Origin of the sequence: Microbacterium sp. LMI1-1-1.1 (assembly GCF_040815675.1) — a bacterium.
Lineage (GTDB): Bacteria > Actinomycetota > Actinomycetes > Actinomycetales > Microbacteriaceae > Microbacterium.
This window is the reverse complement of sequence record NZ_JBFPNN010000008.1, coordinates 634,467-646,687: the sequence shown is the minus strand read 5'-3', so window position 1 is coordinate 646,687 and position 12,221 is coordinate 634,467. Positions and strand designations below refer to the sequence as shown.

Below are 12,221 nucleotides of genomic sequence, written 5' to 3'. Positions count from 1 at the left end.
CTCACGCTGCCCGCAGGATGAGAGATCTGAGTTCCCGGCGCTCGAGGCCGAAGTCCTCCGCCACCTCCACCATCGGCTCCCCGGCACGGACGCGACTCACGATGTCCTCGACTCGAACGCCGAGGCGATCCACCGTCGGCTGCCCCGCATTGCGTTCGGGGTCGACGACGACGTCGACGCTCTCGAACATCGGCAGCCGGAGGTGACGGGCGAAGCCGTCGCGATAGGTGAGGCTCTGCAGGAACTCCGCCACGACTTCGTTGAAGACGCCCTGATGGTTCCTGACCACGACCAGCTCGTCCCCGCCGTTGCGGTAGAGGATCTCGGCACCGTCCGTCTGGAGGCGCTCGCTGAGCAGGGCGTTCTCGAGCCCGATCTCTTCACGCAGGACCTCCACGGCCGGACGGATGCGCGCCATGGGGAGTCCCGCGCGCCGGAACGACTCGATGATGAACCCCTCGGCGAGCGCATTGAAGGGCACAGTGAGACCACGCCCCGGGTGCACGCCCGTCAGCAAGGGCCCGCTCCAACCGAATTCCCCTGCCGTCCGCTGGGCGAACCGGTGCCCGTGCGCCCACCGCGCGAAGGACGAGGCAGGAGCCTGAATGATGTGCGCGGCCTCGTTCTGTCCGTAGATGGGCGTCGTGTACGCCGGACGCGCGATCGGTGTTTGCACACAAACAGCGTACCCTCGGGCCGGTCGACGAGCCAGGTGAGAAGGACGCCGTCAGCGCTCCAGGACGACCGCGAGACCCTGCCCCACGCCGATGCAGATCGCCGTGACCGCGACGCCGCCGCCGCGCCGCTTCAGCTCGTGCGCGGCGCGCGCGATGATGCGTCCGCCGGAGGCGCCCAGCGGATGGCCGATCGCGATGGCCCCGCCGTTCTCGTTCAGCAGCGACGGGTCGAGCTCGGTCCACAACTTCGCGCACGCGAGGGACTGCGACGCGAACGCCTCGTTCAGCTCGACGAAGGCCACGTCGTCCCACGAGCGTCCCGCGCGCGCGAGCGCGCGGTTGGCGGCCTCCACGGGGGCGACGCCGAACACGTCCGGGTCGTTGCCGAACGCGGCCCGGCCGGCGATGCGGGCCAGGGGCTCGGCATCCAGGATCCCCTCCGCCCCCAGCAGGACGGCGGACGCCCCGTCGTTGATCGGCGAGGAGTTGCCTGCCGTCACGGTGCCGTCCTTCTGGAACGCCGGGCGCAGCCCCGCGAGCACCTCGGCCGTCGAGTCGTCGCGGATGCCCTCGTCGCGCGCGAGCTCGTGCCCTTCGACCTGCACGATCTCGTCGACGAACCGGCCCTCGGCCCACGCCGCCGCGGCGAGGCGGTGGCTGCGCGCGGCGAAGGCGTCCTGCTCCTCGCGCGAGATGTCGTAGATCTGCGCGAGCTTCTCGGCGCTCTCGCCGTTGGAGATCGTCCAGTCCTTCCGCAGGCGCGGGTTCGTCATGCGCCAGCCGATCGAGGTGTTCCACATCGTCTGGTTCGCCGCCGGGAAGGGGCGCGGGCTCTTCTCCACCACGAAAGGCGCGCGGGTCATGGACTCGACGCCGCCCGCGAGGATGACGTCGACGTCGCCGGACTCGATCGCGCGAGAGCCCTGGATGACGGCGTCGAGCGAGGAGCCGCAGAGGCGGTTGATCGTGGTGCCCGGGACCGACGAGGGGAACCCGGCCAGCAGCGCGCCGAAGCGCGCGACGTTGCGGTTGTCCTCTCCGGCCTGGTTGGCGTCGCCGAAGATCACATCGTCGATGCGGGCGGGGTCGATGCCGGTGCGCTCGACGACGGCGGCCATGACGGCCGCGGCGAGGTCATCGGGGCGGACGTCCGCGAAGCCCTTGCCGTGCCGTGCGAAGGGCGTGCGGACGGCGTCGTAGACGAAGGATGCGGGCATGGGTCAGGCCTCCAGTCTCAGACCGAGCAGCGACGCGATCTCGGCGTGGGTGTTGTCGCCGAACAGCTCGCGGACGCGGAAGCCGTCGGGGGTGACGTCGAAGACGCCGTGGTCGGTGTAGACGCGGGACACGCAGCCGACGCCGGTCAACGGGTAGGTGCACGCCGCGACGAGCTTCGGGTCCCCGCCCTTGGTGAGCAGGTCGGTCATCACATAGACGTCCTTCGCGCCGATCGCGAGGTCCATCGCGCCGCCGACCGCGGGGATCGCCCCGGGCTCCCCCGTCGACCAGTTGGCGAGATCGCCGGCGGCCGACACCTGGAACGCGCCCAGGACGCACACGTCCAGATGCCCGCCGCGCATCATCGCGAACGAGTCGGCGTGGTGGAAGTACGCCGCCCCGGGGAGCGCGGTCACCGGCTGCTTGCCGGCGTTGATGAGGTCGGGGTCGATCAGCCCGGGTGCGGGCGCGGGACCCATGCCGAGCATGCCGTTCTCGGTGTGCAGGACGATCTCGAGACCCGCGGGCAGGTAGTCCGCGACGAGCGTGGGCGCCCCGATGCCGAGGTTGACGACGGAGCCCTCCGGGATGTCGGAGGCCACGCGTGCGGCGAGGTCCCGACGCGAGATGCGGGTGGTCACGGGGTGTCCCCTTCCGAAGTGAGCCGTCGGCCCTCGATGTCGACGCCGCCGACGAACTCGCCGTCGCGCAGCCAGGCCCGCTCGCCCACGGCGACGACGCGGTCGACGTAGAGGCCGGGGGTGACGATCGCCTCCGGGTCGAGCGCCCCGAGGGGGACGATCTCGTCGACCTGCACGATCGTGGTGGCTGCGGCGGCGGCCATGATGGGGCCGAAGTTGCGGGCGGTCTCGCGGTAGACGAGGTTGCCCCACCGGTCCGCCCGCCGCGCGCTCACGAGGGCGACGTCGGCGTGGATGGGGTACTCGAGCACGTAGTCGCGCCCGTCGATGCGCCGCGTCTCCTTGCCCTCGGCCAGCTGCGTGCCGAAGCCGGTGGGCGTGAAGAAGCCGCCGATGCCCGCTCCCGCGGCGCGGATGCGCTCGGCGAGGTTGCCCTGCGGCACGAGCTCGAGCTCCACCTCGCCCGCCCGGTAAAGACCGTCGAACACCCAGGAGTCGCTCTGCCGTGGGAAGGAGCAGATCATCTTGCGGACCTGACCGGCGGCCAGCAGCGCGGCCAGCCCGGTGTCGCCGTTCCCGGCGTTGTTGTTGACCACGGTGAGGTCGCGTGCGCCGTGCGCGATGAGCGCGTCGATCAGCTCGACGGGCTGTCCCGCGCGGCCGAAGCCGCCGATCATCACGGTGGCGCCGTCGTCGATGCCCGCGACGGCCGCGGCCAGGTCGGGGACGGTCTTGTCGATCACGAGGCGTCTCCGTCCGCCACCGCGTCGCCCAGGACCTCGGTGGCGATGCGGAACGCCGTGTTGGCGGCGGGAACCCCGGAGTAGACGGCGGACTGCAGGATCACCTCGCGGATCTCGTCGACCGTGAGGCCGTTGCGCAGCGCTGCGCGCAGGTGCATCGCGAGCTCCTCGTGGTGGCCGTGCGCGATGAGCGAGCTGAGCACCGCGATCGAGCGCGACCGGCGGTCGAGCCCCGGGCGCGACCAGACGTCGCCCCAGGCGACGCGGGTGATGAAGTCCTGCCAGTCGGCGGTGAGCGCGGTGGCCGCGGACATCGCCCGGTCGACGTGGGCGTCGGACAGCACCTCGCGTCGCACCGCCATCCCCTGGTCGTGGCGTTCCTGGTCGGTGGGCATCAGGCGTCTCCTCGGGTGACGGAAGCGAAGAACGAGCGCAGCAGCGCGGCGACGGCCTCGGGCTGCTCGGCGGGAGGCAGGTGAGCGGCCCCGTCGATGCGGGCGGAGCGGCCGTCCGTCACGCCCTCGGCGATCTCGACGGCCTTCGTCTCGGGGGCGACCGCGTCGTGCTCGCCCCAGGCCGCGAGCACCGGCACGGTGATCCCGCCCAGCCGGGGGCGGACGTCGTAGGCGGCAAGCGCTTCGCAGCACCGGGCGTAGCTGTCGTCGTCGGCGTCCTGCAGGGCGTGCAGCAGGCGTCCGCTCAGCTCGGGGCGGCGGGCCATCGAGTCCGGGGCGAACCAGCGCTGCGCGGAGCCGACGATGAGGCTCGAGGTGCTCTGCGCGCGTGCCTGGGCAGCTCGGTCCGCCCAGGCGTCCGGGTCGCCGAGCACGGCTCCGGATGCCACGATCGCGGCGGCCCGCACCCGCTCGCCGTGCCGCAGCGCGAGCTCCAGACCGGTGGCCCCGCCCAGGGACACCCCGGCGTAGAGGAAGGTCTCCTCCGGGGCGGCGGCGGCCACGGCGTCGGCGAGGTCGGCGACGGTGAAGCCCTCCTGGGCGACGGGGGCGGCACCGTGGCCGGGGAGGTCCCAGGCGGACACGCGGTAGTCGTCCGCCAGCAGCGGCACGACGTCCTCCCAGAGGATCGTGGAGGTGCCGAGCGAGGGACCGAGGATCACCAGCGGGGCGTCCGCGGGCCCGACCGGGGCGGTGAGGGCGATCATGGGCGTCCTCCGAGATCGTCGACGAGACGGGGGGCGAGTCCGACGTATTCGGCGGGGTCGAGCAGCGCGTCGACGTCGAGCGCGGCCGCCTCGGGCAGCGCGCGCACGCGTGCGGCGAGGTTGCCGTCCCCGGCGAGCAGCGCGCCGAACCGTTCGGCGCCGATGAGCGGGACGAGCACCCCACGGAGGCGTTCGCTCACGATGAGCCCGTCGGTGAGGTCGAGGTTCCGTGCCACGGCGGCGGCGTCGACGCGCAGCCCGTGCGCGAGGAAGACACCGTGCGCCGCCGCCCCCAGGGCCACGCGGCAGAGCTCCCGCAGCGCGGGCCACTCGGCGTGCCAGGCGCCGTCGGGACGCTCGTCCACCGCCGCGGCCGCGGCCGCGTGCACGGTCGCGCCGAGCAGGGGCGCGCGCAGCGAGGCGGCGCGCAAGAGGACGGATGCCACCGGGTTGGCCTTCTGCGGCATTGCGGACGATCCGCCCGCCGAGGGGTCCGACAGCTCGGCGATCTCGGTGCGGCCGAGGGTCGCGACGTCGGCCGCGATCACGCCGAGGGCGTCGACGGCCTGGACGAGCGCGTCGGTGAGCTCCGTGAAGGGCCAGCGCTGCGTGTGCCAGGGCGCGTCGGGGGTGGCGAGCCCGAGCGCTTCGGCGAAGGCGCCCGGGAGGGCGGCGGCCGCCTCGATCCCGACGTCCGCGACGGCGGCCGAGAGGGTCCCCGCCGCTCCGCCGAGCTGCGCGGGGAGCGCATCGCGGGCCTCGCGGACGCGCGTCGCGGCACGGCGGATGCCGCGTACCCAGCCGGCCGCGCGGGCCCCGACCGTGGTGGGCACGGCGTGCTGCGTGAGCGTGCGGGCCGCCGCGACGACGTCGCGATTGTCGCGGGCGAAGGCCGTGAGGGCGTCGTCGATCGCGTCGAGGTCGCGGACGACGGCCGCGGCGGCGGACCGGCCGACGAGGGCGAGCGCCGTGTCCAGGACGTCCTGGCTCGTCGCCCCGCGATGCACCCACGGCCGTGCCTCCGCGGGGACGCGCGGGCGGAGCAGCCCGACCAGCGGGATGACCGGGTTGCCGCCGGCGACCCCGGCCGCGGCGAGCGCCGCGACGTCCAGCCCGTGCGGTTCCAGGGCGTCCGCGGCGGCGTCGGCGACCTCGCGGGCGAGGGCTCCGGTGGCCGCGTAGGCCGAGAGCAGCGCGACCTCGGCGGCGACGAGCGCGTCGAGCACGGCGGCATCCGAGACCGTGTCGTCGTGTCCGAGGGTGCCGGGCGAGAGGAGTCCGCTGTCGAAGACCTCAGAAGGCAAGGAACACCGTCTCCTTCTCGCCCTGCAGCCGGATGTCGTGGTGCAGGTGTCCGTCGGCCGTGCGGACCGCGACGAGCGTGTCGCGCTCCTCGGCGGACAGCGACGACAGCAGCGGGTCCGCCGCCAGCGCGGCGGCGTCGTCGGGCACGTAGATGCGGGTGTGCAGCTTGTCGGGCAGGCCCCGGGCGAAGACGACGACCGCGAAGAACCCCGGGCGACCCTGGATGCCGCCGGGCGTGCGCGTCCAGAACTCGTAGTGCCCCTCGTCGTCGGTGAAGGCCCGCCCGAAGCCGGTGAAGGTGTGACCGTCGCGGCGGAACGCGCCGCGGGCGCGGGGCACGGTGCCGTCGGCATCCGCCGCGAAGACCTCCACGACGGCGTCCGGGATCGGCGCCCCCGCACCGTCGAAGACCGTGCCGCCGAGCACGATGGCGCCGGGCGAGTGGGGGAACGCGATCTCGTGCTGACCGGGGTACTCCAGGCCGTAGGCGAAGAACGGCCCGACGGTCTGGCCCGGCGTGGCCGGGCGGGTCTGGTCGGGGACGCGGCTCACGACTCCTCCTCGGGCTCGAAGTACGTGGCATCCGGTCCATCCACGACGATGTCGAAACGGTACCCCGTCGCCCACTCGGGTGAGGTGAGGTCGTGGTCGTAGACGCCGACGAGGGCGTCGCGGTCGCTCTGGCGGCGGATGGTGTTGTAGATCGGGTCGAGCGCGAAGAGCGGGTCGCCCGGGAAGTACATCTGCGTCACGAGCCGCTGGGTGAAGGACGACCCGAAGACGGAGAAGTGGATGTGCGCGGGGCGCCAGGCGTTTCGGTGGTTCTTCCACGGGTAGGGGCCCGGCTTGATCGTCGTGAAGAGGTACTCGCCGCGGTCGTTCGTGACGGTGCGGCCCGCGCCGGTGAAGTTCGGGTCGAGCGGCGCCGGGTGCTGGTCGCGCTGATGGATGTAGCGGCCGGCGGCGTTGGCCTGCCAGATCTCGACGAGCTGGTTCGCGAGGGGGCGGCCCCACGAGTCCAGCAGTCGACCGCGCACCGTCATGCGCTCGCCGAGCGGCTCCCCCGCGTGCTGCAGCGTGAGGTCGGACTCGATCGCGGCGACGTCGCGCTGGCCGAACGCGGGCGAGAACAGTTCGATCGTCTCGGGGTCGACCAGCTTCGGGTTCTTCGTCGGATGGCGCAGGACGCTCGAACGGTACGGGGGGAAGTCGTGAGCGGTGAGCGGCAGACGTTCGCCCGCGGCCTCACGGGCGTCGAGCGCGGCGTGACGCTCGCGGATCTCGAGCGAGATCTCATCCTGCGACGCCTGATCGGGTGCCGCCAGCAGCGTCTCGGGCGCGGCGACGGGGGTGTGCGACATGGGGTCTCCTTCGACCCCTCGATTGTGGGGTATCCGCGAGCCGTGCGTCTGCCTCATCCCGCTGAATGGGAGCCGTGGCATCCTGTGTCCATGGCCAACTCGCCCTCCGGGGACTCCGCGATCGACCGGTTCGTGCGGATCCTCGAGACCTTTACCCCGACGCGGACGGCGCAGTCCACCGCGGACATCGGCCGGCGGGCGGGCCTGCCGCGGTCGTCGGCGCACCGCATCGTGAACGAGCTCGTCGACGCCGGCCTGCTGGAGCGGGACGACGAGCGCCGCATCCGGATCGGCCTGCGCCTGTGGGAGCTGTCGACGCGGTCCTCGCACGCCCTCCGGCTGCGGCAGGCGGCGCTGCCGTTCATGGAGCGGGTGCAGCAGCGCGTGCGGGAGCACACGCAGCTGGCGATCCTCGAACAGGACGAGGCGCTCTTCCTTGAACGCTTGAGCGCACCCGACTCGGGGGCCAACGTCACGCGCGTCGCGGGGCGCCTGCCCGTGCACGCCTCGTCGTCGGGGCTCGTCCTGCTCGCCTTCGCCCCGCACGACGTGCGGGAGCGGGTGCTCGCGCAGCCGCTGGTCCCCGTGACCCCGGAGACGATCGTCGACCCGACGGCGTTGCGTCGCGAGCTGGCGGAGATCCGGGCGCTGGGGCGCGCCGTCGCGCCCGGGTACGTCGACGCGGTGTCCACGGGGGTCGCCGTCCCGCTCCGCGACGAGACGGGGACGGTCATCGCGGCCCTCTCCGTCGTGCTCCCCCGCGACGCTGAGACGCAGTTCGCCCTGGTCGAGCTGCACCGTGCGGCGCGTGACACCGAGCGTGCCCTCGGCTATCGGCGGTAAGTCCCGTGGTATCCCGTTCATCGAGATGGCCTTACGATCCCCGCGCTGAACAGGCGGGACCACCGAGCCCGACCACCCCCGCAGGAGGTTGAATGGAGATCTGTGATCCCGGCAGCAGAGGAGCGAACGACGACGCCATGGTCTACGGACAGTCCCCGGATGACGCCCAGCCCATCTGCCCGTCGTGCGGCATCACGATGCACCCGCTGCTCGACGAAGGCGTCGAGGCCGACGAGTGCCGGGACTGCGGCTTCCGGATGAGCTGGACCGACGCGGCGGAGTCCGACGAGGAGTCCGACGACGAGGAGGACATGCGCTCGCGCTGGTGGTGAGGGGTGTCGTCGTGCCCCCGCCGGCGCACACGGAATGGATCGGCGCACTCGGGCCTGACCCATCGTTGGAAGAGCGCTCCCTTCCGCCGGGGTCAGGAGAACAGCTGCCGAAGCGCGTCCGGGTCGCCGGAGTCGACGACCTCTTGGACCGCGTCGAGGGTGCCCTGATTCGTGAACATGCCCTTCAGGGTGTCGTTCCAGATGGCTCGCACGGTGTCGACGTCACCAGCATCGACTGCTCTGCCTGCAGACTCGATCGCCTGCTGGTAGGGAATCTGCTGGAATCCCGCAGGCGCGTCAGCGGGGCTGAAATACGGCACCCAGGGACTGTCGGGGTCGGGGGTGAGCCAGAGCACCTGCCCCGGCTGGATCGTGCGTACGTGATTCATCATGCCGAGGGTGGGGTACGCGCAGAGCCGTTCCGCGATCACAGCCTCGACGTCGCCCGGCTCGACGGTATAGGTCACGGGGGTGCCCTCCTCATCGAATGCCACCTCGCCCTGTGCGAACTCCCGCGGGCCGAGATCCCGGAGTGTCCCTCGCCGTTCCATGTACAGGCCCCCGCCGGAGCCGTAGACCTCTGACATGCCGGAGCAGGTTTCCGATTCGGCCGATTGTGTCGTCGGGGTGGCACCGGTGACCGGCTCGGCGACAGCCGTGGGAGTGGATGCCTCGGACGTCTCGCCTTCCACCGTCGCTATAGCGGTGCATCCGGCCGACACTGCGGCCGTCACGGCGAGGACGGCGAGCAAAGAGGTGCGCTGGGGTGTGCCGGACATGACGCCATACTGACAGACCCGCAACTTCAGAACTGGGATCGCCCGTGCCGTCCCGACGACCCGCGTCGCCAGATCGGCGGCGGCTCCGTGAGCGGGGTGCTGCGGATGTCGTGCGGGATCGCCCACCCTGGAAAGTGAAAAGCCCCGGCGTGAACCGGGGCTGATCTGGGCTTCCTGTAGCGGGAGCGGGGCTTGAACCCGCGACCTCACGATTATGAGTCGTGCGCTCTCACCAACTGAGCTACCCCGCCGCACGGCATCCAGTACTGGATGCTTCGAGCCCCGAGTCAGGATTGAACTGACGACCCCTTCCTTACCATGGAAGTGCTCTGCCACTGAGCTATCGGGGCGTTACCGGATCGCTCCGGGCAACTAGAAGAGGCTATCAGAAACAGCCCCTTCGGACGAATCGGTTCAGCCTCCGGCGTGTGCGCGGAGCCATTCGATCGGGTCGACCGGCGTGGTGCCGTTCTGAAGGATCTCGAAGTGCGTGTGAGCGCCGAACGAGCGGCCGGTGTTGCCGGTGCGGCCGAGGAACTGGCCAACCGTGACCTTCTCGCCCGGGGAGACCTGCAGCGAACCGTAGAGCATGTGTCCGTAGCGGCTCGAGACGAGCTGCCCGTCGATCTCGTGGTCGATGAGGACGGTGACGCCGAAGGCGCCGCCCGACTCGGTCGCGATGCGCACGGTGCCGTCGGCGATCGCCTGGATCGGCGACCCCTCGCCGGGCACGAAGTCGGCGCCCTCGTGCATGCGGCCGTCGCGCATGCCGAAGCCGTAGGTGATGGGCACGCCGACCGCGAAGGGCCACTGGATGGCCGCGGTCGGGTCGTTGACGTAGAAGTTCGAGAAGTTGGTGATGCCCGACTCGGCCGCCATCTCGCGGTAGCTGGAGGCGGTGTAGCCGTCCGACCGCTCGACCGCGTCGATGTGCGCTTCGGCGGGGGCGACATAGGCCTGGATGCCGCTGCCTCCCGCGACGTCGCCGGCGGCGAGCGTCGTGGTGGCCGGGGCGACCGCGGCGACGTCGGCCACGCTCTCGGTCCCGCTCGCCGACGCGAGGGCGCTGACGGGCATCGTCATGCCGACGGTCAGGAGTCCGACGACGCCCATGACGCCGACGGAGAACGACGCGGCGGCGACGCGACGTGCGGCGCTGCGGCGACGGATGCCGTCGAAGGGAAGTCCCTCGGTGACCCGCCGCTCGGGCTCGGCCAGGGCCTGCGCGGCGACCTGGATGGGGGTCTCGCCGGTGAAGGCGAAGAGGCGGGCGGCCGCCTCGAACTCGTCCTCGACGGTCTCGTCGGCGTCGCGGGCGCTGTCGGCTGCCGCGCGAACGGGCTCGTCGGCCGACGCGATGGGCGTCGCGGCGAGGACGGGGGTCTCACGCTCCTCCCCCGCGGTGGGCGTCGCCGGAGCGATTGCGCGACGACGGCTGCGGCGCGTGACCGGCAGCGTGATCGGCGAGGTGGGGAGGGCGATGGGAGTGGTCGCGGTCGAGGCGTCCGCGCTCTGCATGATGACGGCGACGTCGCCGTCGGTCGAGCGGCGCTCGTCGACGACCGTCACGGCCAGGGCGTCCGCGGTGAGCTCCGGCAGGTCCGCGATCGCGGGGGTCTCGTCGTGGACGGGGCCGGCCTCGAGGGCCAGGGCCGGCGCGGCGCCGCTCTCGAGGGCGGGCGTGTTCGACGGGGCGGCCGGCGTGGACGCAGCGGTCGGCTTCGTGCGGCGACGGCGGGCCGGAAGGGTCGGCTGGATCGTGGCGGCGAGGACGGTCTCGACGACCGCGGCGGCCACCTGCTCGACCATGGCGGGCTGCGGGGCGGCGTCGGCGTCGACCGGTGCCGGATCGAGGGGGGCGGCGTCGGCCGCCTCGTCGACGGCGACGGCCGGGGCCAGGACCGCGGTCGGCGCCGGGGTCTCGGAGGAGTCGGTGTCGACCGTGACGGTCGCGCGGCGGCGCATCTCGGCCCGCGTGAGGTGCGGGTGGGACGCGGGCGCGGAAGTGGGTCGACTGGATCGCCGTGTACGGGCGGGCTCAGTCTCGGGGGCTTCTGACGGCAACGCGCGGGGGCTCTCGTGTCGTGTCGCAGCAGCGACGGCTTCGGGCTTTCGGGGCTTCTGGCCAGCTTCGCCGTTCGGGCAGCGAAGATAACGATCGGGTAAACACATTACCCCGGACGGTCTGGGAAAGCCATGTGCGGCGGCGAATCCGTCCGCGGAGTCCGGGATCGGTGAGCGGTATCAGTAGTCCAGAACCGCCTCCAGCACCGGGAAGAACTCCGCTCCTGCGGCGATCACCATGCCGCGTCCGGGCCGTCCGCCCGGCGCGCCGCCGAGGGTTCCGCCGGCCTCCGCGACCAGCAGGGCACCCGCCGCGTGGTCCCACGGATGGGTGCCGCGCTCGTAATAGGCGTCCATCCTTCCGGCCGCGACGGAGGCGAGGTCGAGGGATGCCGCGCCGATGCGCCGGACGTCACGAGCGATCGGCATGACCCGCGACAGCTGCTCGAGAGCGGGCGCATGGGTGGCCGGGTCGTAGCCGAAGCCGGTGGCGATGAGACCGCCGGCCGGACCGACCTCGGACACCGCCAGACGCTGGCCGCCCAGCCACGCGCCGCCGCCGCGCGACGCGCGGAAGAGCTCCCCGGTGACCGGGTTGAACACCACGCCGGCCAGGGCCGTCCACGAGGCGGTGTCCGGCGGACCCTCGACCGCCGCGATGCTCACGGCCCACGCGGGGATGCCGTAGGCGTAATTGACGGTGCCGTCGATCGGGTCGACGACCCAGGTGATGCCGGTCTCGCCCTCCTCCGCGCCGGACTCCTCGCCGAAGAACCCGTCGCCCGGTCGCTCGCGGGCCAGCTCGGCGCGGATGTACGCCTCCACCTCGCGATCGGCGGCGGTGACGATGTCGGCCGCCGCGGACTTGGTCGCGGCGACGGTCACCCCCTCCTGCCGGCGTCGGTGGGCGAGCGCCCCGGCGTCGCGCGCGATGCGCGTGGCGATGTCGAGCAGGTCCGCAGCGAGGGTCATGGCGTCCACGCTACTGCGCGCGAGCCGGACAACCCGGGCCGGGAGAAGAACACGCAGCAGAGTCAGCCTGTGGAGGAGTGAACGTCCCGAGCGCAAGGGCGGTGGCATCCATTCTTCCGTCGAC

14 protein-coding genes and 2 tRNA genes are annotated in these 12,221 nt (G+C 72.4%); 2 read left to right on the top strand and 14 right to left on the bottom strand.

The window, feature by feature from the left end; all coding sequences use genetic code 11:
- Position 1: 1 nt before the first annotated feature.
- From MRBLMI1_RS12575 to pcaH, 9 genes are read right to left on the bottom strand one after another with little or no spacing between them, the layout of a single operon-like run.
- Positions 2 to 676 (bottom strand): DUF433 domain-containing protein, encoded by a 675-nt coding sequence (locus MRBLMI1_RS12575; protein WP_367733396.1) that lies wholly within the window; start codon positions 674 to 676, stop codon positions 2 to 4.
- A gap of 51 nt (positions 677 to 727) precedes the next feature.
- The gene (locus MRBLMI1_RS12570; protein WP_367733394.1) at positions 728 to 1,894 is read right to left on the bottom strand and encodes a thiolase family protein; all 1,167 of its coding nucleotides are present in this window, start codon (positions 1,892 to 1,894) and stop codon (positions 728 to 730) included.
- A gap of 3 nt (positions 1,895 to 1,897) precedes the next feature.
- Positions 1,898 to 2,536: a 3-oxoacid CoA-transferase subunit B gene (locus MRBLMI1_RS12565; protein WP_367733392.1), complete on the bottom strand. Its 639-nt coding sequence runs from the start codon at positions 2,534 to 2,536 to the stop codon at positions 1,898 to 1,900.
- Positions 2,533 to 3,279 carry a 3-oxoacid CoA-transferase subunit A gene (locus tag MRBLMI1_RS12560; protein WP_367733390.1) on the bottom strand — a complete coding sequence of 249 codons (747 nt, stop codon included), beginning with the start codon at positions 3,277 to 3,279 and terminating at the stop codon, positions 2,533 to 2,535. The genes MRBLMI1_RS12565 and MRBLMI1_RS12560 overlap by 4 nt, the downstream gene beginning before the upstream one ends.
- Positions 3,276 to 3,674 carry a 4-carboxymuconolactone decarboxylase gene (gene pcaC, locus MRBLMI1_RS12555; RefSeq protein WP_367733388.1) on the bottom strand — a complete coding sequence of 133 codons (399 nt, stop codon included), beginning with the start codon at positions 3,672 to 3,674 and terminating at the stop codon, positions 3,276 to 3,278. The genes MRBLMI1_RS12560 and pcaC overlap by 4 nt, the downstream gene beginning before the upstream one ends.
- Positions 3,674 to 4,441 carry an alpha/beta fold hydrolase gene (locus tag MRBLMI1_RS12550; RefSeq protein ID WP_367733386.1) on the bottom strand — a complete coding sequence of 256 codons (768 nt, stop codon included), beginning with the start codon at positions 4,439 to 4,441 and terminating at the stop codon, positions 3,674 to 3,676. The genes pcaC and MRBLMI1_RS12550 overlap by 1 nt, the downstream gene beginning before the upstream one ends.
- Positions 4,438 to 5,745 (bottom strand): lyase family protein, encoded by a 1,308-nt coding sequence (locus tag MRBLMI1_RS12545; RefSeq protein ID WP_367733383.1) that lies wholly within the window; start codon positions 5,743 to 5,745, stop codon positions 4,438 to 4,440. Before MRBLMI1_RS12545 ends, MRBLMI1_RS12550 begins: the two co-directional genes overlap by 4 nt.
- The gene (gene pcaG, locus MRBLMI1_RS12540; RefSeq protein ID WP_367733381.1) at positions 5,735 to 6,298 is read right to left on the bottom strand and encodes a protocatechuate 3,4-dioxygenase subunit alpha; all 564 of its coding nucleotides are present in this window, start codon (positions 6,296 to 6,298) and stop codon (positions 5,735 to 5,737) included. Before pcaG ends, MRBLMI1_RS12545 begins: the two co-directional genes overlap by 11 nt.
- Complete coding sequence (gene pcaH / locus MRBLMI1_RS12535) at positions 6,295 to 7,107, bottom strand: protocatechuate 3,4-dioxygenase subunit beta (protein ID WP_367733379.1); 813 nt, start codon at positions 7,105 to 7,107, stop codon at positions 6,295 to 6,297. Before pcaH ends, pcaG begins: the two co-directional genes overlap by 4 nt.
- 90 nt (positions 7,108 to 7,197) lie before the next feature.
- Between pcaH and MRBLMI1_RS12530 the strand changes: the two genes are divergently transcribed.
- Positions 7,198 to 7,950 (top strand): IclR family transcriptional regulator, encoded by a 753-nt coding sequence (locus tag MRBLMI1_RS12530; protein ID WP_367733377.1) that lies wholly within the window; start codon positions 7,198 to 7,200, stop codon positions 7,948 to 7,950.
- A 92-nt stretch (positions 7,951 to 8,042) separates the two neighbouring features.
- On the top strand, positions 8,043 to 8,282 hold the full coding sequence (locus MRBLMI1_RS12525; RefSeq protein ID WP_367733375.1) for a zf-TFIIB domain-containing protein: 240 nt from the start codon (positions 8,043 to 8,045) through the stop codon (positions 8,280 to 8,282).
- Between the two features lie 92 nt (positions 8,283 to 8,374).
- Here MRBLMI1_RS12525 and MRBLMI1_RS12520 read toward each other — a convergent pair whose 3' ends face one another.
- The 5 genes from MRBLMI1_RS12520 to MRBLMI1_RS12500 form a co-directional block, all read right to left on the bottom strand.
- A complete protein-coding gene (locus MRBLMI1_RS12520) occupies positions 8,375 to 9,061 on the bottom strand; it encodes a hypothetical protein (protein WP_367733372.1) in 687 nt (228 codons plus the stop codon).
- 177 nt (positions 9,062 to 9,238) lie between these two features.
- Positions 9,239 to 9,312 (bottom strand) — tRNA-Met (locus MRBLMI1_RS12515).
- A gap of 27 nt (positions 9,313 to 9,339) precedes the next feature.
- Positions 9,340 to 9,411: transfer RNA gene (locus MRBLMI1_RS12510), tRNA-Thr, on the bottom strand.
- Positions 9,412 to 9,475: 64 nt separating this feature from the next.
- Positions 9,476 to 11,026, bottom strand: a complete 1,551-nt coding sequence (locus MRBLMI1_RS12505; protein WP_367733368.1) for a M23 family metallopeptidase — start codon at positions 11,024 to 11,026, stop codon at positions 9,476 to 9,478.
- A gap of 279 nt (positions 11,027 to 11,305) precedes the next feature.
- A complete protein-coding gene (locus MRBLMI1_RS12500; RefSeq protein ID WP_367733366.1) occupies positions 11,306 to 12,097 on the bottom strand; it encodes an inositol monophosphatase family protein in 792 nt (263 codons plus the stop codon).
- Positions 12,098 to 12,221: the final 124 nt, after the last annotated feature.

Bases quoted from the DNA above. Each gene is read 5' to 3' on its own strand.
- pcaH (WP_367733379.1), bottom strand. From the start codon at position 7,107: ATGTCGCACACCCCCGTCGCCGCGCCCGAGACGCTGCTGGCGGCACCC.
- MRBLMI1_RS12520 (WP_367733372.1), bottom strand. From the start codon at position 9,061: ATGTCCGGCACACCCCAGCGCACCTCTTTGCTCGCCGTCCTCGCCGTG.
- MRBLMI1_RS12525 (WP_367733375.1), top strand. From the start codon at position 8,043: ATGGAGATCTGTGATCCCGGCAGCAGAGGAGCGAACGACGACGCCATG.
- MRBLMI1_RS12550 (WP_367733386.1), bottom strand. From the start codon at position 4,441: ATGATCGCCCTCACCGCCCCGGTCGGGCCCGCGGACGCCCCGCTGGTG.
- MRBLMI1_RS12500 (WP_367733366.1), bottom strand. From the start codon at position 12,097: ATGACCCTCGCTGCGGACCTGCTCGACATCGCCACGCGCATCGCGCGC.
- MRBLMI1_RS12570 (WP_367733394.1), bottom strand. From the start codon at position 1,894: ATGCCCGCATCCTTCGTCTACGACGCCGTCCGCACGCCCTTCGCACGG.
- pcaC (WP_367733388.1), bottom strand. From the start codon at position 3,674: ATGCCCACCGACCAGGAACGCCACGACCAGGGGATGGCGGTGCGACGC.
- MRBLMI1_RS12505 (WP_367733368.1), bottom strand. From the start codon at position 11,026: ATGCGCCGCCGCGCGACCGTCACGGTCGACACCGACTCCTCCGAGACC.
- MRBLMI1_RS12530 (WP_367733377.1), top strand. From the start codon at position 7,198: ATGGCCAACTCGCCCTCCGGGGACTCCGCGATCGACCGGTTCGTGCGG.